General features: G+C 48.0%; 14 protein-coding genes and 1 pseudogene. 7 read left to right on the top strand and 8 right to left on the bottom strand.

The features are described 5' to 3' along the window. Positions 1-216: 216 nt before the first annotated feature. On the bottom strand, positions 217-2,694 hold the full coding sequence (locus H164_RS0109325; protein ID WP_019968369.1) for an ATP-dependent Clp protease ATP-binding subunit: 2,478 nt from the start codon (positions 2,692-2,694) through the stop codon (positions 217-219). Positions 2,695-2,816: 122 nt separating this feature from the next. After that, entirely contained in the window at positions 2,817-4,307 is a 1,491-nt protein-coding gene (cysS, locus tag H164_RS0109330; RefSeq protein WP_019968370.1) for a cysteine--tRNA ligase, read from the bottom strand. A gap of 576 nt (positions 4,308-4,883) precedes the next feature. Between cysS and H164_RS0109340 the strand changes: the two genes are divergently transcribed. The 3 genes and pseudogenes from H164_RS0109340 to H164_RS14495 all read left to right on the top strand — a co-directional run bounded on the left by H164_RS0109340 (position 4,884) and on the right by H164_RS14495 (position 11,532). Next, the gene (locus tag H164_RS0109340) at positions 4,884-7,253 is read left to right on the top strand and encodes a family 78 glycoside hydrolase catalytic domain (protein WP_026356324.1); all 2,370 of its coding nucleotides are present in this window, start codon (positions 4,884-4,886) and stop codon (positions 7,251-7,253) included. Positions 7,254-7,371: 118 nt separating this feature from the next. Beyond that, positions 7,372-8,976, top strand: a complete 1,605-nt coding sequence (locus tag H164_RS0109345) for a carboxylesterase/lipase family protein (protein WP_025829887.1) — start codon at positions 7,372-7,374, stop codon at positions 8,974-8,976. Positions 8,977-8,981: 5 nt separating this feature from the next. Beyond that, positions 8,982-11,532 (top strand): annotated as a pseudogene (locus H164_RS14495) (glycoside hydrolase family 3 C-terminal domain-containing protein). A gap of 101 nt (positions 11,533-11,633) precedes the next feature. On the opposite strand, the gene H164_RS15560 reads toward H164_RS14495, so the two are convergent. Continuing rightward, positions 11,634-11,822: a helix-turn-helix transcriptional regulator gene (locus H164_RS15560; protein ID WP_154652139.1), complete on the bottom strand. Its 189-nt coding sequence runs from the start codon at positions 11,820-11,822 to the stop codon at positions 11,634-11,636. Positions 11,823-11,924: 102 nt separating this feature from the next. Here H164_RS15560 and H164_RS0109360 point away from each other — a divergent pair, with 102 nt between their 5' ends. From H164_RS0109360 to H164_RS16080, 3 genes are all read left to right on the top strand, one after another. Further along, positions 11,925-12,374 carry a peroxiredoxin gene (locus H164_RS0109360; protein WP_008565688.1) on the top strand — a complete coding sequence of 150 codons (450 nt, stop codon included), beginning with the start codon at positions 11,925-11,927 and terminating at the stop codon, positions 12,372-12,374. Between the two features lie 318 nt (positions 12,375-12,692). Beyond that, complete coding sequence (locus H164_RS15790; RefSeq protein ID WP_019968377.1) at positions 12,693-12,848, top strand: hypothetical protein; 156 nt, start codon at positions 12,693-12,695, stop codon at positions 12,846-12,848. A gap of 649 nt (positions 12,849-13,497) precedes the next feature. After that, on the top strand, positions 13,498-13,620 hold the full coding sequence (locus tag H164_RS16080) for a hypothetical protein (protein ID WP_262502937.1): 123 nt from the start codon (positions 13,498-13,500) through the stop codon (positions 13,618-13,620). Between the two features lie 119 nt (positions 13,621-13,739). On the opposite strand, the gene H164_RS0109375 is transcribed toward H164_RS16080, so the two are convergent. Then, positions 13,740-14,240 (bottom strand): hypothetical protein, encoded by a 501-nt coding sequence (locus tag H164_RS0109375; RefSeq protein WP_019968379.1) that lies wholly within the window; start codon positions 14,238-14,240, stop codon positions 13,740-13,742. Between the two features lie 313 nt (positions 14,241-14,553). Between H164_RS0109375 and H164_RS14500 the strand changes: the two genes are divergently transcribed. Next, a complete protein-coding gene (locus H164_RS14500) occupies positions 14,554-14,859 on the top strand; it encodes a hypothetical protein (protein ID WP_036872729.1) in 306 nt (101 codons plus the stop codon). 107 nt (positions 14,860-14,966) lie between these two features. Here H164_RS14500 and H164_RS0109385 read toward each other — a convergent pair whose 3' ends face one another. The 4 genes from H164_RS0109385 to H164_RS0109400 are packed head-to-tail and all read right to left on the bottom strand — an operon-like array spanning position 14,967 to position 18,361. Then, complete coding sequence (locus H164_RS0109385; RefSeq protein WP_019968381.1) at positions 14,967-15,923, bottom strand: lysophospholipid acyltransferase family protein; 957 nt, start codon at positions 15,921-15,923, stop codon at positions 14,967-14,969. Next, positions 15,920-17,893, bottom strand: coding sequence for an LTA synthase family protein (locus H164_RS0109390; protein ID WP_019968382.1), 1,974 nt, complete (start codon positions 17,891-17,893; stop codon positions 15,920-15,922). The genes H164_RS0109385 and H164_RS0109390 overlap by 4 nt, the downstream gene beginning before the upstream one ends. Before the next feature lie 41 nt (positions 17,894-17,934). Further along, positions 17,935-18,183, bottom strand: coding sequence for an endoribonuclease VapD (locus H164_RS0109395; RefSeq protein WP_026356325.1), 249 nt, complete (start codon positions 18,181-18,183; stop codon positions 17,935-17,937). Continuing rightward, positions 18,164-18,361, bottom strand: coding sequence for a hypothetical protein (locus tag H164_RS0109400; protein WP_019968384.1), 198 nt, complete (start codon positions 18,359-18,361; stop codon positions 18,164-18,166). The genes H164_RS0109395 and H164_RS0109400 overlap by 20 nt, the downstream gene beginning before the upstream one ends. Positions 18,362-18,473: the final 112 nt, after the last annotated feature.

Below are 18,473 nucleotides of genomic sequence, written 5' to 3' on the forward strand. Positions count from 1 at the left end.
AATTGTCTGACAGGCGGGTGTTGAACGTTACAAATATACGTATCCTATTTCAATTCCGCAAGTTTTTCAACGGTTTTCCTGCGTTAAAATCAGAATGTCCCCACGTATCACGGCCGCTAAATAGTTGCCCCGATATCAGCATTACTGCCGATATCGGGGCCTATTACAAGTCTTGAAGGTCGCTTTCCCTCCCTTTGGGAGGGCCGGGGCGGGTATTTACTTTTTTATTTTCCCCAGCGTTACCTCCTTGCCTACTTTTCCTTCGAGGATCTTTCGGCTCAAATCATTGAGCACATAGTCTTGAATTGCGCGCTTCACAGGGCGTGCTCCGAACTCAGGATTATAGCCCAAGTCAGCCAAATCGTCGATGGTTTGCTGCGTCCAATGGAGCATGAAGCCTTGTTGTTCGAGCATCTTTTGCACGCGTTTCAGCTGCAGTTCGACCACCTTTCCTATCTCTTCCTTCGTCAACGGGTGGAAGGTTATAATGTCATCGATGCGATTCAGGAACTCAGGACGCATCAAATGGGTGAGCTGTTCGCGTGTGGCATTGCTCGTCATAATGATGATTGTGTTCTTAAAATTCACCAAACGGCCTTTGTTATCGGTCAATCTTCCATCGTCAAGTACCTGCAATAGCGTGTTAAAAACATCGGGATGGGCCTTCTCAATCTCGTCGAACAGCACCACACTATAGGGCTTTCTGCGCACCGCTTCGGTCAATTGTCCGCCCTCATCGTAGCCAACATACCCCGGAGGAGCACCAATTAAGCGCGTCACACTGAACTTTTCCTGATACTCACTCATGTCGATACGCGTCATCATGTTCTCGTCGTTGAAGAGGTATTCGGCCAATGCTTTCGCCAATTCCGTCTTTCCCACGCCCGTTGTTCCAAGAAAAATGAACGACGCTATCGGTCGTTTCGGGTCTTGAAGTCCGGCCCGACTGCGGCGAACGGCATTGCAAACGGCATCTATGGCCTCGTTTTGTCCGATGACACGCTTATGGAGTTCCTCCTCCAAATGGAGCAGTTTGTCGCGCTCGCTCTGCAACATTCGACTCACAGGAATGCCGGTCCAGCGGCTAACGACCTCGGCGATGTCGTCTGCAGTGACCTCTTCTCGGATCAAGGACTCACCTTCTTGCTTGCTGATTTCATTGCGATGGCGCTCTATTTCGTCGTCGATTTGCTTCATTTCACCGTAGCGAATCTCGGCCACACGCTGGTAATTGCCCTCGCGTTCGGCCTGTTCGGCCTCGCGTTTCAGGTTTTCCTTTTGTTCTTTCAGTTGCGAAATCTTGTCCACTTCGCCCTTCTGTGCTTCCCAACGTGCCCGGAACGTCTTCACTTTATCCTTGAGCTCGGCGATTTCCTTCTCCAAGAAAGCAATCTTCTCCGTGTCGTTTTCGCGCAGAATAGCCTGTCGTTCGATTTCTTTCTGCTTCAACGTTCGCTCCAGTTCATCAAGCTCTTCGGGTACAGAATCGCGTTCCATGCGCAGCTTTGCAGCCGCTTCATCCATCAAATCAATGGCCTTGTCGGGCAGGAAACGGTCGGAAATGTAACGCTCGGAGAGCTTTACGGCCGCTATACAAGCATCATCTTGTATCCTTACCTTATGGTGGTTCTCATACCGTTCCTTCAATCCTCGCAGGATACTGATGGCATCTAACTCGTCAGGTTCATTGACCATGACCATCTGAAAGCGGCGTTCAAGCGCCTTATCTTTCTCGAAGTATTTTTGATATTCCGTCAAGGTTGTGGCCCCGATTGCCCGAAGTTCGCCACGAGCCAAGGCCGGTTTGAGAATGTTGGCAGCGTCCATTGCACCCTCACCTCCGCCAGCTCCGACGAGCGTATGTATCTCATCGATGAACAAAATGACGTTTTGTGCATTGGTAACTTCCTTGATGACGCCTTTCAAACGCTCTTCGAACTCACCTTTATACTTGGCTCCTGCCACGAGTTGTCCCATGTCAAGCGAGTAAAGTTGCTTGTTTTTGAGGTTCTCCGGCACGTCTCCTTTCATGATTCGCTCGGCTAAACCCTCCACAATTGCAGTCTTTCCGGTTCCCGGTTCACCTATTAATATAGGGTTGTTCTTGGTTCTTCGGCTCAGAATTTGGAGCACCCGGCGTATCTCTTCGTCCCTTCCAATGACAGGATCCAGCTTACCTTGGCGCGCACGTTCAACCAAATTGATGGCATATTTGCCCAAGGCTTGATAGTTTTCATCGCCACTTTGCGACTGCACTTTCTGCCCTTGTCGCAACTCTTCTATGGCTTTTTGCATCGCATCTTCAGTGCAACCGGCATCCTTTAAGATGCGTCCTGCGGTGTTGTTTCCCTTCATCAAGGCCAACAATAGCGGCTCGATGGAAACGAATTCATCGCCCCATTGCCCCGAAATCTTCTCGGCCTCACTGAACACTCCGGCTGTTTCATTACTGAAATAAGGCTGACCGCCGTCCACTTTCGGCAGGTGTTGCAACTCCTGTTGCAGTGCCATGGCAATGCTTTGTGCGTTGACACCGAGCTTTTGGAACACGAAATTAACGATGTCCTTGCCCTTGTCAACGATGCCGACCAGCAGATGCACGGGCTCAACACTCTGTTGACGGCCCTGCTGTGCGGCTTGCACTGCGGCCTGAACGGCCTCTTGTGCTTTGATAGTGTACTTGTCAAATGTCATTTATTTTCCTCCGATTATGTTTTTGTTCAGCCTTGCACAAAACGCGTGCCCCATACTTTTGCATGACAACATGGCGCAAGTTAGCGTCAAAATGACGTTGTTTCTAATTGAAGAAAAGGGCTTTACCGGTTCAATTTCCATGTGACACCGTCCTTGGTGTCTTTCACTTCGAAGCCGGCCGCAGCCAAAGCGTTACGTATTTTGTCGCCGGTGGCCCAGTCCTTCTCGGCTTTTGCCTTGGCACGCAGGTCAAGTACCATGTCAACCACCTTTCCGTAGGCCTCTTCGCGGGCTGCATTGTTGGCCGCCTTCTCGCTTTTCAGACCGAGAAGGTCGAAAGCAAAGAGCCGCATCACGTCACTTAACTCCTTTAAGCAGGCGGAACAGATTTCAGCCTTATGGTCGAGGAGCGCATGAACGAGGTGGCAAGCCTCGAAAAGATAGCTGATGACGAGCGGTGTTTGCAGGTCGTCGTTCATGGCATCATAGCAACGGCGACGCAATGACTGCACGAATTTGTCGGTTTCTGCGTCACATTGCTTGCTCACGGGCACGCGGTCGAGGTCGGAAATGGCGTCCATCAGCCGTTCATATCCTTTTCCGGCCGCCTGTAATGCCTCGTTGGAGAAGTCGACCGTGCCGCGGTAATGCGCCGAAAGAATGAAGAAGCGGATTGTCATCGGCGAATAGGCCTGTGAAAGACTCTCGTGTGTGCCGTTGAAGAACTGCTCCAAGGTGATGAAGTTGCCGAGGCTCTTCCCCATTTTCTGCCCATTGATGGTGATCATGTTGTTATGCATCCAGTAGCGCACCATCTGATCGCCTTGGCTGGCCACGGCTTGTGCAATCTCACATTCATGGTGTGGGAAGACAAGGTCCATGCCGCCGCCGTGAATGTCGAAGTGGTTGCCGAGGTATTTCCGTCCCATAGCCGTGCATTCGCAGTGCCAACCGGGAAAACCAACGCTCCATGGGCTCGGCCAACGCATGATATGCTCGGGCTGGGCCTTCTTCCAAAGGGCGAAATCTGCCTGATTCTTCTTCTCGCCCACGCCGTTCAGCGCGCGACTGTTGTTGACGATGTCCGTCAGGTTGCGCCCCGAAAGGATGCCATATTTGTGTTCTTGGTCGTATTTCTCCACGTCGAAGTAGACGCTTCCGTTGCTTTCGTAGGCATAACCATTGTGGAGAATCTCCTTAACCAGCTCTTCCTGCTCGATGATATGGCCCGTGGCATGAGGCTCAATCGATGGAGGAAGCACGTTGAGTGCCTCCATTGCCGCATGATAACGGTTGGTATAGTGCTGCGCAATCTCCATCGGCTCCAACTGTTCCAGCCGTGCTTTCTTCTCAATCTTGTCATCTCCCTCGTCGGCGTCGTGTTCCAAGTGGCCCACGTCGGTGATGTTGCGCACGTAGCGCACCTTGTAGCCCAAGTGTTTCAGGTAGCGGAACACCACATCGAAGGTGATTGCGGGCCGCGCATGCCCCAGATGTGGGTCGCCATAGACGGTAGGTCCGCAGACATACATGCCCACATTGGGCGCATGCAGCGGCTTGAACAACTCCTTACGGCGTGTGAGTGTATTGTAAATCAAGAAATCCTGTTCCATGTTTTGCGTCTTTTTGAATATGAATGCAAAGTTAATGGAAAAAAGACGAAACGCAAAATAATCTTTTTTATTTATTGGAATGGCCTGCTTTCTCGGCCTTGTTGCTGCGCCAAATGACCGACGTTTGAATGTAGGGACCTTGACTTTGCCCTTTGAACATTGACCTTTGACCTTTAGAATTGGCAGACTTTGAAGTTTGAAGTTTGAACATTGAACCTTAGGATTAGCAAAATGATAAGATGAATTGTTGACAAGAGGCATGTAGGGACGCACGGTTCGTGCGTCCGTCCCGGGGGAATGCCCGGCAAATGCACATGTTTGGTTAAGCGGACGCACGAACCGTTCGGCCCTACACTCGCTCAAACGGTTTTGCGTGTCGACCATGTTGATAATCAACGACTTGCGCCTTGTATTTCAATCCCAGCCATATTGCGCGCTAATTTCAGCCATATTAGCGTGCAATCTCAGCCATTTTGCCGCGCAATATGACTCATATGGCACGGTAATTGCAGGGAGATGATAACTGAACATTGCATGACCGTTCTGCAGCATCACCCATTCATAAAATCATCACCTATGAGAACAACCTTTCTTGCATGCCTTTTTTTAGCGTTGTCAACATTTACCTATGCCGCATCAGAGGTGAATCCCGAACTGCAACAGAAGCGATGGCGCGCCTATTGGATTGCCGCTCCCAGCGCATCGCCCCAAAGATACGGTGTTTATCACTTCCGTAAGCAACTCCATTTGGCCGAGAAGCCCGGACATTATCGCGTACATGTCTCGGCAGACAACCGCTATCAGCTGTTTGTCAACGGCACGATGGTGTCCTTGGGACCGGCACAGAGCGACCTGCTTCACTGGAACTATGAGACCGTAGACATTGCCCCTTGGCTGCAAAATGGCGATAATACGATAGCTGCCACGGTGTGGAACTACGGTACAGACGGTCCGTTGGCCCAGATTTCACTGCGCACGGCATTCATTCTTCAGGGCGACACCCAAGAAGAGGCTGCCGTGAACACCAATCCTTCGTGGCTTGTGACTGAAGATAAAGGCTGCCAAGCACTGAAACCCACCGTGCTGGGCTACTTCGTTGCGCCTTATGGCGAGGTCATCGACATGACCAAGGCCGAGAAAGGTTGGCAGTTGAATGGCTATGATGCCACGGGTTGGAAGCCGGCGGAACCCCTCATGGCCGGCTCTCCCAAGGGTTTCATGGCTACCGATGGCACAGGTTGGATGCTTGTTTCCTCGCCGTTGCCACAGATGGAACGCTCGTTGCAACGCTTGTCGGCCGTGAGGAAAGCCGAAGGTGTGAGAGTGACGAAGGCATTCCTCTTGGGAAAGGCGCCCATTACCATTCCGCCGCACACACGTGCCGTCATTCTTTTCGACAACGGACAGAATACCAACGCCTATGTTCATTTGGATTTCAGCAAAGGAAAGCTGGCCACGATGGCACTTACCTATGCCGAGTCGCTCTATGATAGGAAGACAATGGAGAAAGGCGACCGCAATGCCGTTGAAGGGAAAGTCATTTTCGGCGTGAAAGACAGCATCATTGCGGCCGGAGATGAGCAGGCTTCGTATGCATCGCTCAATTGGAAGACCTTCCGCTACCTGCAATTGAGCATCGAGACCCAAGAAGAGCCTCTCGTTCTCAACGACCTTTACGGCATATATACGGGCTTTCCGTTTCAAAGGAGGGCCACCTTCGCTTCTTCCGACCCTGCATTGGCGAAGATGTTTGATATCGGTTGGCACACAGCAAGGCTCTGTGCGATGGAGACCTACATGGATTGTCCCTATTATGAACGGCTGCAATACCTCGGAGACACGCGCTTGCAGATGCTCGTTTCTTATTATAATACGGGCAATGACACGCTTGCCCGCAAGGCTATCTGCGACATCGACAACTCCCGTCTTGCTGAAGGTGTAACCGAAGGACGCTACCCTGCGCGAGGAACGAACGTCATTTCGCCCTTCTCGCTCATGTGGATTGGTATGCTGCATGACTATTATATGTATCGTCCCGACAGTGATTTTGTCCGCCAACATTTGCCGGGAATGCGCCAAGTACTCTCGTTCTTCATGCAATACACTGGGGAAGACGGCTCTCTGAAAGACCTTCCATATTGGAATTTCATGGATTGGGTGGAGCGTCAACGCCAATGGAAGATGGGTGTTCCGCCTAAAGGGAAAGACGGTTGCTCGGCCATTCTCGACCTGCTTCTGCTACGTGCCTATCAATGGGCAACCGATTTAGAGGCTCATCTCGGCAATCAGGGTATGGCTGATGGCTACCGACAGCGTGCCGATATGCTGGCAAATACGATTCAACGCAAGTATTGGGATACCGACAAACAGTGTTATGCGGACGTTAGCAACAAGAAATACTTCTCGCAACACGCGCAGGCACTCGCCATTCTCTGCGGTTTGGTGAAAGGAAAGCAGGCAGAACAATTGGCCGAATGTATGCTGCGCGACTCCACCATGGCCGAAGCAAGCATCTATTTCAAGTATTATGTCAACCGCGCCCTCGTCAAAGCAGGACTTGGCGGTGCCTATCTTGACGGGCTTGGTATATGGAACGACTACATGAAACTCGGCATGACAACATGGGGAGAAGACTCAAAATTGATGAATACCCGCAGCGATTGTCATGCATGGAGTGCCAGTCCGAACATCGAACTGCTGCGCACGGTGCTCGGTATTGATACCGATGCGCCCGGTTTCGCCAAGGTTCGCATCGAGCCCCACCTCGGTCGTCTCACGCAAGCCTCGGGGTCGGTTCCCCATCCCTTGGGCATGATATGCGTTGCCTATCAGAAGAAGGGGAAAGAGTGGAGTATACGCATCACATTGCCTAAAGGCCTCCATGGCAAGTTCATCTGGAAAGGACGCGAAAATGAACTGACGCCCGGTGAAAACGAATTGAAATGAAAAGATGAGAAAAGTAATCTTCTTATGTTTTTTCCTGCAGTGGTGTTCTTCAGTAATTGGAAATAGCAGCTGTTTGGTATCATTCTGATGATGAAAAAATAATAAATAACGACCACATATGTATAACAGACTTTTTTTAACTTTAATGGTTTTAGTACAAGCATTAGGCATAAGCGCTCAAAACAACGTTAAAGTTAAGGTGGAAGAGGGCATCTTAGTTGGTACAGATGCTTCGGGTATCAAGATTTTCAAAGGTATTCCTTTCGCTGCTCCTCCCATAGGAGACCTACGTTGGCGTGAGCCGCAGCCTGTCACAGCTTGGAAGGGAGAAAGACAGGCTATAGACTTTGGACCTAATCCCATGCAGGAGGCGATTTTTGGTGATATGAATTTTGGAACGAAATCCATGAGCGAAGACTGCCTCTACTTGAATGTGTGGACACCTGCTAAGACTATGAAAGAGCGACTGCCCGTATTGATTTACTTCAATGGAGGCGGATTGATGGCTGGTAGTGGTAGCGAGCCCCGGTATGCAGGTGAGAAGATGGCACGCATGGGCATTGTCTCTGTGACAGCCAATTATCGGGAAGGCATCTTTGGCTTCTTTTCATTACCAGAATTATCGAAAGAAAATCAATGGCATGGCAGTGGCAACTATGGGCTCATGGATCAAGCTGCCGCCATACGATGGGTTAAGCGCAATATTGCAGCTTTCGGTGGCGACCCAAATCGAATTACCATTGCAGGCGAGTCTGCCGGTTCTATCTCTGTAAGCGCATTGATGGCATCGCCCATGAGTAAAAAGCTTTTTGCGCAGGCCATAGGATCCAGTGGCTCAATCTTAGGCTTCCGACCACTGCCCACTTTACAAGAAGCTGAGGAGGATGGGACTAAACTGATGAAGAAAATAGGCTGCCGTTTGCTTAGCGAATTACGTGCAATGCCCGCAGAAGAGCTGATGAAAAAAGCCCATATTCGGAAAATGCCCACACCTTGTATTGATGGAATGTTCTTTACCGAGCAGCCCGAGAAGACCTTTGCCAAGGGAAGTCAGGCACAAGTGCCCTTACTTTTAGGTGGAAACAATCAGGAAATGACACTTTTTATCAGCAACATAGAGCAGGCCAAAGAATTTGCACGACGTACCTTCGGTGACGCAACAGATGAAATTTTCCCACGCTATGGTATTAAGACAGAGGCCGACCTGAAAGGTCGTCAGGGTACAGACTTAGCTTCCGATCTCTTTCTCGACTTTTCAACTTGGCGCTGGGGGCACATGCATGCCAAAACGGGTGGCCGGCCTGTTTACCGGTACCGTTACTGTCATCCGCGTCCAGCCATGAAAGATAAAGGAAAAGTGGCAGGTCTGGCTGGTGGGGTGCAGAATGTAGCCGAAGGACAGGCAGAAAGTCAACGTGATAAGGGAGCGGTACATTCAGCCGACATTGAATATGCTATGGGAACCCTACCCACCAATCTCGTCTACAATTGGCAACCAGAAGATTATATAATGTCTGATATCTTCAATGGCTACTACGTCAATTATATTAAGACAGGGAATCCCAATGGTCTTGGTCTTCCTGAGTGGCCTTTGGTCGACGGAAAGGTGCCAGAACCAATCCTTCAGCTTGATATCAATGTCTCTGTGGAGCAGGATATGCAACGTGAGAATCGCTATAAAACAATACTGCAACACGTGTGTAAAGAAGAGATTCCAAAGTAACAGCTATGCGAAAAATAATAATATCCTTATTGTTGTCCATCTGCCTGTATGCCGTAGGACAATCGAAATTGTCAAATTATAACGGGCAAGCAGAAGCTTTGTGCCGACAGTTGACGTTGTCTGAGAAAGTCTCTCTCTTATTAGACGATTCGCCCGCTATTCCCCGGCTGAATATCCCAGCCTTTCAATGGTGGAACGAAGCTTTGCACGGCGTAGCTCGCAATGGAGTGGCAACCGTTTTCCCACAGACCATCGGTATGGCGGCAGCCTTCGATGACGAACTGCTGCAGCAAGTATTCACGGCCGTGAGCGATGAGGCTCGGGCAAAAGCTGAACGGGCCAAGGCCTTAGGACATGTACGTCGATACCAAGGATTGTCATTTTGGACTCCCAATATCAACATTTTCCGTGATCCGCGTTGGGGAAGAGGGCAGGAAACCTATGGCGAAGACCCTTACCTTACAGGACGTATGGGGTTGGCTGTTGTCAGAGGATTGCAAGGACCAGATACTGCCTGCTACTATAAGACTTTAGCATGTGCAAAACACTTTGCCGTTCATAGCGGACCTGAAAGCTTACGACATGAAATGGATATCGAAAACCTAAGTCCGAGAGACCTTTGGGAGACCTATCTCCCTGCTTTCAAGTCGTTGGTTACCAAGGGACAAGTGGCAGAAGTGATGTGCGCTTATCAGCGTTTTGATGGGCAGCCTTGCTGTGGTAATAGCCGTTTGCTCCAGCATATTTTGCGTGATGAGTGGAATTTCAAGGGGCTGGTGGTGAGTGACTGCGGTGCCATCAGTGATTTCTGGATACCTGGCCGGCATGGTGTGGCAAAAGATGCTGTAGAGGCATCTGCCCAAGCACAGAGAGCTGGTACCGATGTTGAATGTGGCAGCAATTATCACAGTCTGGGAGAGGCCGTAAAAGCAGGAGTTCTCAAAGAGAGTGATATTGATCGCAGTGTGATCAGGGTCTTAGAGGCACGTCTTGCGCTGGGCGATATCTCTCCCTCGGCTGTTGTGCCGTGGAAAACCATTCCTTATGCTGTGGTCGACTGTCCTGCCCACCGCCAACTTGCATTGCGTATGGCCCGCGAGTCGATGGTGCTATTGCAGAACAAGCACCATACATTACCCTTGTCTACGCATGACAAAATCCTTGTCGTAGGTGAAAATGCTGTGGATTCCATGATGCTGTGGGCAAACTACAACGGAATTCCAAGCCATACAGTGACTATACTTGATGGTATTCGGCAGTTGGCAGAGCATGTAGAGTTTATGCCTGGTTGTGGACTGTTAACCAATGAAGTTTCTGAAAGCCGTATGAATCAGTTCTGTCACGGGGAAGGAGAGCAAGGTATGCAGGCTTCTTATTGGAATAACGAAGACCAAGAGGGCGAGGCTGTGGCACAAGCTGTTTTTATGCATTCTATCAATCAAGACAATGGAGGTGCAACAACCTTTGCCCCGGGGGTTAACCTTACGCATTTCAGTGCGCGCTATGCAGGTATATTAAAGGTGCATCAGACCGAAGAGCTTCTGATTAAGGTAAGCGGAGATGATATGTTCCGAGTTTCTGTCAATGGAAAGAAGGTCATCAACAAATGGCGCAGTCGTGATAGCAATCAGATGGCCGAATATACGTTGCATGCAGAGGCCGGGAAGAACTATGATGTCGTTGTGGAATATGTCCAATACAAAGGCAATGCAACATTTCATTTCGATGTAGTACATAAACAACCATTCGACTTACATCAGCTGATAGAGAAAGCACGACAGGCAGACGCTGTTGTCTTTGTCGGTGGACTGTCACCTCGACTGGAAGGTGAGGAGATGAAAGTCGATTTCCCTGGGTTCTCGGGTGGTGACAGGACATCGATAGAACTGCCTGTTGCCCAGAGAGAAGCTATCCAAGCATTGAGTGTCGCAAAAAAGCCTATCGTTATGGTCAACTGCTCGGGCAGTGCGATAGCCTTAGAGCCTGAGACTAAAAATTGTGATGCCATCTTGCAGGCTTGGTATCCCGGCGAAGAGGGAGGCAGGGCTGTTGCTGACGTGCTTTTTGGTAAGGTAAATCCTTCAGGAAAACTACCTGTAACGTTTTATCGTCATGATGATCAGCTACCACCATTTAATGACTATAATATGCGTGGTCGCACCTATCGTTATTTCACCGGCAAGCCCCTTTTTCCCCTTTGGATACGGACTAAGTTATACTACATTCCGCATTGGGCAACCTGTGTGTAAGGGGCGCACCCTCAAGGTTAAGGTTAGTAACACCGGGCTGCGTGGAGGTGCGGAGACAGTGCAAGTCTATATCAAACGCAATGCGGATAGCGATGGGCCGGTCAAGAGTCTTTGTGACTTTCAGAAAGTCAGTTTGAAGGCCGGCGAGAGCAAGGAGGTGACTTTTACGCTTCAAGACAATGCCTTTGAATGTTGGGACCCTCTGACGAACACCATGCGTGTCATGAGTGGCAGATACACCCTCTATGTCGGGAATTCAAGTGCGGCAAAAGCTTCATGCCAGATGCTATGGAGAGAAGGCCTGTGACTTCGCTAAAGACTTATATACAGGCTACATTTCCTTGTGGGTTTCATGAGATTTGTCTTTGCTTGATTTTCTGCGGTATTAACAGTGCCGGAGGCATCATTTTAATGGCTTAAAAGAGAGCAGCCGACTGCTTCACGAAAGAGTTTCCCGGGAAAAGAGGTATTTGAGAAGCGGAGTTCGTCGGCAATTTCCCTCACCGTGTGTTTGCTCGTACGCAGCATGGCCTTTGCATCAAGGAAGATATAATCACGATTGAAATCAGCCTGTCGCCCACGGTATTTTTTTATCATTTCATTGACGGTCTCAAAAAGAAATCGTATCTTTGCCGATGTCGTCCCGATTGCCTTTTCGGCAGGGGCAAACAGAATGAATTGTAAGTTAAAACCAAGAAGATGATTGAAGTAGGACAAAGACTTCCTGACGTGTTAGGAACCGATCAGGACGGTAAAGTGTGGAAGACGAGCGATTTCAAAGGTCGGAAACTCGTGCTGTATTGCTATCCAAAGGATGCCACACCGGGCTGTACAAGCGAGGCATGTAACCTGAGAGACAACCATGAACGGTTCATTTCGCAGGGCTATGCCGTGTTGGGTTGCAGCACGCAAGATGCCAAATCCCACCGCAAATTCATTGAGAAAAATGCGCTTCCTTTCCCGCTTCTCTGCGACACCGAGCTGAAACTCGTGCAGCAACTGGGCGTTTATGGCGAGAAAAAGATGGCCGGCCGCACCTATATGGGCGTGTTCCGCACCACTTTTATCACCGATGAAGCAGGCGTCGTCACGCGAATCATCGGCCCGAAAGAGATTAAGGTGAAAGACCACGCTGCGCAGATTCTGTAGTGAGGGTGGCTGTTTTTGACTGCCGTTTTTCTCATCTCATTTTGCACTCCGCCAAATCGGCGTGCAATCTCAGTCATTTCATGCGCTAATCTCAGTCATTTTAGTCTCCAATTTCAGTCTTTTTGCATGGCACTATCAGTCATTTCGCAATGTCGTTTCAGTCATATTGAATCGCTTGCGCCGTCTTGTTTCCCCCGACCGACGTTGCATGCGATTTCATGAAAAATGTTTTCCGGTCCCCTCTGTATGCAAAGATACAAAATTTTGCAAGCGATTGCAAGACTTTCTCGGATTTTTTTATGACCAATACGGCCGATAATGTTTTTCAAGCACAAAAGTGGAAACGGCGACGACGGCGAAAACAAGTATTCGTCACGAGCAGAAAAGATGGCGACGACGACGGAAATTAAAAACCATCTTGAGAAAAAAGCAGCGACGATGGCGGAAATAAAAAACCATCTTGAGAAAAAATGACGACGACGGCGGCGACGTTTTCAATTTCTTTCTATCGTCGTCTTTCTTTTCTCTTGTTCTTGTTCTTTGTTCTTAGGGAAGACTAACCGTCTGATTATCAAGCCTCTCATTTGTTAATTTATTTAAACTTCTGCTTGACTTTTCATTTTTCGCGGAGCGTTTAAAAGATTTTAACAGGTTGAAAAGGTAGAAAATCAAGACTCTATTTACAAGTTTTCCGGTTTAAGTATCTACTTTAAGCTCCATTATACGGGGCATAGTCTTTGAGACTTGAAGGGACTATTCTTTTTTCTCCCTCGGTTAATTCTTTTCCTTTCGACAACAAAGGTAGTAAAAACCAACTTCTTCCCTAGATACTGCAAAGTTAAAGTGGAGAGGGGGACCGGGCTTGTGAGTAATAAAGGGTAAAAGAGCAAAGAGGTTAAAAGGCGGGCCTTGAACAAAGTATTCAAGCTGACAGCCTTTTAACCTTTGGAACTCACACCACCAAGAGACCCATACTCCCACTTGTTTCCACACGAGAATAGTTGAGGACTTTTTAGGGATACATGATTTTGTTCCGACAATTCTCACAGAGTGTACGTTGTTCAAAAAAGGAGAACTCCGTGTAGAAGTTCCCCATTTGAAAATGTTATCCAAAAGTAAAGTTATGGATTTACTCATTGATGCGGAAATGCCATTTAGTGAGTTTGAAGCCTACTACGAGCATTTGCAATCGATGAAAGGGTTTGACGAATTGGTAAAAATCTCAGGACATACATTGAAGAAGTAATTTACTTTTTCTTTTTACCGCTTGATGCAAGAAGGTTATCCCCACCACCGCAGCACATATCCAACCTACTGGGCCGAAAAACAAAAGGACGATAAACAATATCGCAATGAGACAACCTTTCATAGTTTAACGGTATGATAGTTAATTATAGCGGTAGAGTAATATGGGGTTTCTCTTATGTCCATAATCTGACAGCCAAATGTTCTTAGCTTTAGATTGACTTGATATATTTCCCCAAATTGGTCTTTCTTAGGGGCGTACATCCCACGGCGTTGAGCCTCTTTTTCTGTCTTTGGGTAGCCGTTTAATCGAGTAAAACCTATCCAATAAGCGAGGTAGTACCTCGTGCCGAATTTCACGGAGATAAGTTTACCGTCGGATTCACGGTAGAAACACCTTATTGCCGTTATCTCGTTGTCATAGGTGTTTTCCACTTCATACACGATAAAGCCTTCTTCTTCGCCAACGGGACTACCAACGGATTGTTCAAATTGTTCTTGGTTTACTTTCCCGATAAACTTTATCATGTTATCAGGTGTAAGGTCAAACTTGTTTTGCCCTAATGCCATCAATGAGATGAATAGGAAAATCGTTCCTAAGATAAGTTTTCTTGTTTCCATTCTACATTTTATTTTAGTTAGACAATAATCTGTAAAACGGCAACGGTATGAACGAGAACGGGTAAACGAAAACGAAGAACCACTGCCCAACGTCGTCATGGCCTACCACAGCCAACTTACCCATAGGAGCGGTTCTACGTCTATGACGCAGGACACACTTCACCCATTGGGTAAGTTGATTATCAGCCTTTATGGTCTTGTTGTGGTAGTTCGACGACGATTAGGCTGTATGTCCGAATAGAGTGCAAGCACTCAAATTCGGTTGCAAAAGTAGTTATTTTAATTCAAATAACCAATCAAACATCTTGTAATTATGAGACAATCAATAAAAAACAGAATCCGTTATTTTATTACTTTTAATAGAGTAACTAATTTTGTAACAAAATTATTTGGTATGATAAGTGACTTCAAAAACGGAGAATATGTGTGTCAGAAACACGATAAGACTAAGAAATTCTATGTCGTGTCAAACATAATAGTTGAAGGTAAAATCCAGTTAGGGTATTTTAGTGACAACACCCATCGCATTGAAGAAGATACTTATATTGAACCTTCAAAATTAGAGTACTCCGTTGAAGAAGTGTATCGGCGACACGATGAACTTAAAGGTGTCTTTTAGTACAATTTGGATACTTCAAATGAAAATCTTACATTTGGTGTAAATAGTATATAATTACGTAATCTGAAATGGTTCTTATTCATGAACTACTATGCCACTGGTTGGCATTACCAAATCATGTCTTTCCCCTTTTGCAGGTGGACTTTGCCGTCAATATATTCAAAATGGTCGTTGAAGATGGCGCGGGTACGCTTCCAACGGTTGTGGCTCCAGAGGTAGATTTCGGGCTGGCGGCGAATGGATTGCTCCATTTCACGGAAGTATTCTTCGGTGATTTCAAAGGGTTTGGCGTGCTTCGTGTTCTCTCTGATCACTTTGAATTCACAGTTGTAGTGGCCTCGTTTGATACGTTTCACGTCGCCGTAAACAAACACTTGATTCGTATGTCTGATGATACGCTCTGCTCCTGTGAGCACAGGTGTGTCGTGATGCAGGAACTCCAACCAATGATGAATGTTCCACCAAAAGGGCGTTTGGTCTGAGATATAACCCACGATGACGGGCTTTCCGGCCTTTCCAAGCGCAATGATTTTGCGTAACGACTCCTGCATGGGAATGCAATAAGCCCCTTGTCGCTCGCGGACGTATTTGAAAAGGCGGTCGAAATATTCGTTTTCCAAGGGGTGATAGAGTTGGCAGCAAAGCCCGTTTGTGAGCCAATAAGGCAGCGACGTAATCCATTCCCAATTGCCCAAGTGGCCTAAATACACGCCTATGGAGCGTCCTTCGGCCAGTAATTGTTCTATCTTTTCAGTGCCCGTGAAAGTCATTCGCTTCATGATTTGTTGCTTGCTGATGGTCATCAGTTTTACGGTTTCAACGATATAGTCGCAGAACCAATGATAAAACTTGCGTTCAATCTCGCGCAGTTCGGCCTCCGTTTTCTCGGGGAAAGAGGTCGTCAGGTTGTGCCATATCACGCGATGACGATAGCGAATGACGCGCGACATGAGCAGATAGAGCACATCGGAGAGGGCATAAAGCACGCTGAAAGGCAGCAAAGAGACGAACCACCAGAAGCCATAGGCCACGGTGTAAGCCATATATAAGAGGGCTTTCTTCATCTTTCGAGTCGGGCTTTGAGTTTATCTTTTACCATGCGGTACATATATTGATAGATGATGGCCTTGAGTTCGGTCTCCATCTGTTGTTGTTCTTTCACTTGGCCCACGAGGTTATGCTGCATGAGCAGGTCGTCAAGCCTGTAAATGGCTTTTGTTTGTCGACCGTCCCACTGTAAGACGTAACCGTATTTCACGTACTGGTAGATGCCATTAAGATAGTTCACGGCCCACGTTTTCTCTAAAGGTGTGTGGAAAAGGTCGGCACCGAAGGCCAGATAAGGAGTGGGATAGCCGATATAGTTGAGCAAGGTCGGCATGATGTCTGTCTGCTGTGCGATGGCATCTATGCGCGAGGCTTTGATTTCGCCTGACGGATCGTAGATGATGATAGGAGAGCAAAAGCCACCTATATCGGTCATGTATTGGGCGTGATCGCTTTGGTTCGTGTGGTCACTTGTGATGACAAAGATGGTGTTTTTGAACCACTTCTGCTTGCTTGCCGAGGCGAAGAACTTGCCAATGGCCATGTCGGTGTAGCGTATGCACTTCTGAATGGGAAGGTGTTCTTCCTTGTAAACGTTCTTATATTTATCGGGAACAACAAACGGGTCGTGGCTCGAAACAGTGAAGAGTGCGGTCATGAAAGGTTGTTTCATCTCGCTCATCTTCGCACAATAGTATTGCAGGAAAGGCTCATCCCATATTCCCCAGTTGCCATCGAAGTCTGCATCGCCACCGAAACGCGGGTCTTCATCGTAGTCTTGTCGGCCATAATAGTTTTGAAATCCAATCTTTTTGGAGAAGGCGAGGAAGCCCATCGAACCCCGGTTTGCCCCATGGAAGAAGGCCGTCTGATAGCCCCAGCGACTCAAGAGCCCCGGAATTCCGGTGTAATCATTCATCGAAGCGGGTGTCAAGATGAAGGGTTCGCCGAAGCGAGGAATGCCGCAAAGAATGGAAGGCATGCCGTCGATGCTCTTTCGTCCGTTGCAGAACGAATAGCGAAACACCATACTCTTCTCAATCAGGCGGTCCACATTGGGCGTGTATCCTTTGTATTTTCCACCGAAAAAGTCCTTGTTGAAGCCGCCGATATATTCTCTTCCGAAGCTCTCAACGATAAGGATGACGATGTTCTTCTTGTTGGATTTCCCCTTCGGAACAATCATATGGACGGGCGAATAGACCTTTGCGGCCTCATTCAAAGAGGCGAAGTAAGGAGGTATTTCGAAGTTGGATTTACCGATGGTGCGTATCAATGCGAACGGCGTATTGAGCACAACGGCACAGTCGGTGGGTCGTTCTACGAACTGATTTGCATTGCTTATCGTGATAGGACGAACGCCCGACTGCAGTCCGCCACGGCATCCTGCCACAGTAGCCACGCCTGCAATGGCAAGACAAACAAGATGTTTGACGGTATATCCCAATCGTTTCTTGCCCGTAAAGAAGTCGCGATAGTCGGTGCGGGGCATGACATAGAGCTTCGATAAGCCCCATATCAGCACGGCAAAGACAAGGAACAGGTACCAATGCGTCAGCGTGTTGTGTAGGATAATAGCGGCAATATTGTTTTCATTGCTGAACTCTTGGAACACGGTTGTCGTTGTTCGGCGGAGCGTAAAGGGGAAGTAAACCGCGTCGGCAAGGTTAATGGCCAGTGCAACGGCATTGACAATGACAAACAACCACTTGCACAAGTGGTGATAAAAGCGCGTCTCTTTCAACCACAAGGGAAGGAGCATCAAAACGATATAGGGGATATGCGTGTAGCAAATGGCCGTGGTGTCGAACATCAGGCTGCCTTTTATCCACTGACCGATATCAGCTTTTTCGAGCCCCTCGGCAAAGTAACTGTAGTTTACCAGCACGTAGGTGAGCCGTGCAAGTGCGTAAATGATGTAAGCCAACAGCAAGTTGATGAGCAATGCTATCGGCGAACCGAATGTTGATTTTAACAAGTGTTTCATAGCTATTTGTTGTTACTTCTGACGAGAGGGGTAAAGTCCGACTAACTTTCAACCTTGAAACCACGAATGTCACGGACTGATTTTCTGAACCATTCCAGTTTGGAAAGTTCCATAATTACCTTGTAGAGAGCCGTCAGGTCGTCGGTCTTTGTCAAGTAAGTACTACCTTGAACCCAGTCAAAACCATTGGCCATCAATAGCTCTTTTATCTCATAATAAGCATCGTTGTAGGGCTCTCCGTAGTATTTTTTAAGGTCTGAGACGACCATGTCAAAGCTTAGCGCGTACATGTTCCTGCTGTAATTTGAACAAATCCTGATACCCAAAGAAGATACCATCCTTTTCCGTCTTGGCGGAAATGACGGTCCCGGCATAGGGGTTGTTTTCAACCTCAATCACTGTTGCGGCCACCCAATCAGCTTTATGCGTCAGATCGGGAGAGATAAGCACATGGTCACCTACTTTCATAACTCTTTCTTTTTTGTTTGCAAAGCGTATATGCGCTATAACGCTTCAATCATAAGCACTTATAAAATCGGAAAAGGGAAAGGCATTACGACTTGGTTGCAACTCAAATTCC

This window comes from Segatella maculosa DSM 19339 = JCM 15638, assembly GCF_000382385.1.
GTDB classification, from domain to species: domain Bacteria; phylum Bacteroidota; class Bacteroidia; order Bacteroidales; family Bacteroidaceae; genus Prevotella; species Prevotella maculosa.

Excerpts from the sequence above, each read along its gene's own strand:
- H164_RS0109385 (WP_019968381.1), bottom strand. The coding sequence starts at position 15,923 with ATGAAGAAAGCCCTCTTATATATGGCTTACACCGTGGCCTATGGCTTC.
- H164_RS0109325 (WP_019968369.1), bottom strand. The coding sequence starts at position 2,694 with ATGACATTTGACAAGTACACTATCAAAGCACAAGAGGCCGTTCAGGCC.
- H164_RS0109360 (WP_008565688.1), top strand. The coding sequence starts at position 11,925 with ATGATTGAAGTAGGACAAAGACTTCCTGACGTGTTAGGAACCGATCAG.
- H164_RS16080 (WP_262502937.1), top strand. The coding sequence starts at position 13,498 with ATGGATTTACTCATTGATGCGGAAATGCCATTTAGTGAGTTTGAAGCC.
- H164_RS0109345 (WP_025829887.1), top strand. The coding sequence starts at position 7,372 with ATGTATAACAGACTTTTTTTAACTTTAATGGTTTTAGTACAAGCATTA.
- H164_RS15560 (WP_154652139.1), bottom strand. The coding sequence starts at position 11,822 with ATGATAAAAAAATACCGTGGGCGACAGGCTGATTTCAATCGTGATTAT.
- H164_RS0109340 (WP_026356324.1), top strand. The coding sequence starts at position 4,884 with ATGAGAACAACCTTTCTTGCATGCCTTTTTTTAGCGTTGTCAACATTT.
- cysS (WP_019968370.1), bottom strand. The coding sequence starts at position 4,307 with ATGGAACAGGATTTCTTGATTTACAATACACTCACACGCCGTAAGGAG.
- H164_RS0109395 (WP_026356325.1), bottom strand. The coding sequence starts at position 18,183 with ATGTACGCGCTAAGCTTTGACATGGTCGTCTCAGACCTTAAAAAATAC.
- H164_RS0109375 (WP_019968379.1), bottom strand. The coding sequence starts at position 14,240 with ATGGAAACAAGAAAACTTATCTTAGGAACGATTTTCCTATTCATCTCA.
- H164_RS0109390 (WP_019968382.1), bottom strand. The coding sequence starts at position 17,893 with ATGAAACACTTGTTAAAATCAACATTCGGTTCGCCGATAGCATTGCTC.
- H164_RS15790 (WP_019968377.1), top strand. The coding sequence starts at position 12,693 with ATGTTTTTCAAGCACAAAAGTGGAAACGGCGACGACGGCGAAAACAAG.
- H164_RS14500 (WP_036872729.1), top strand. The coding sequence starts at position 14,554 with ATGAGACAATCAATAAAAAACAGAATCCGTTATTTTATTACTTTTAAT.
- H164_RS0109400 (WP_019968384.1), bottom strand. The coding sequence starts at position 18,361 with ATGAAAGTAGGTGACCATGTGCTTATCTCTCCCGATCTGACGCATAAA.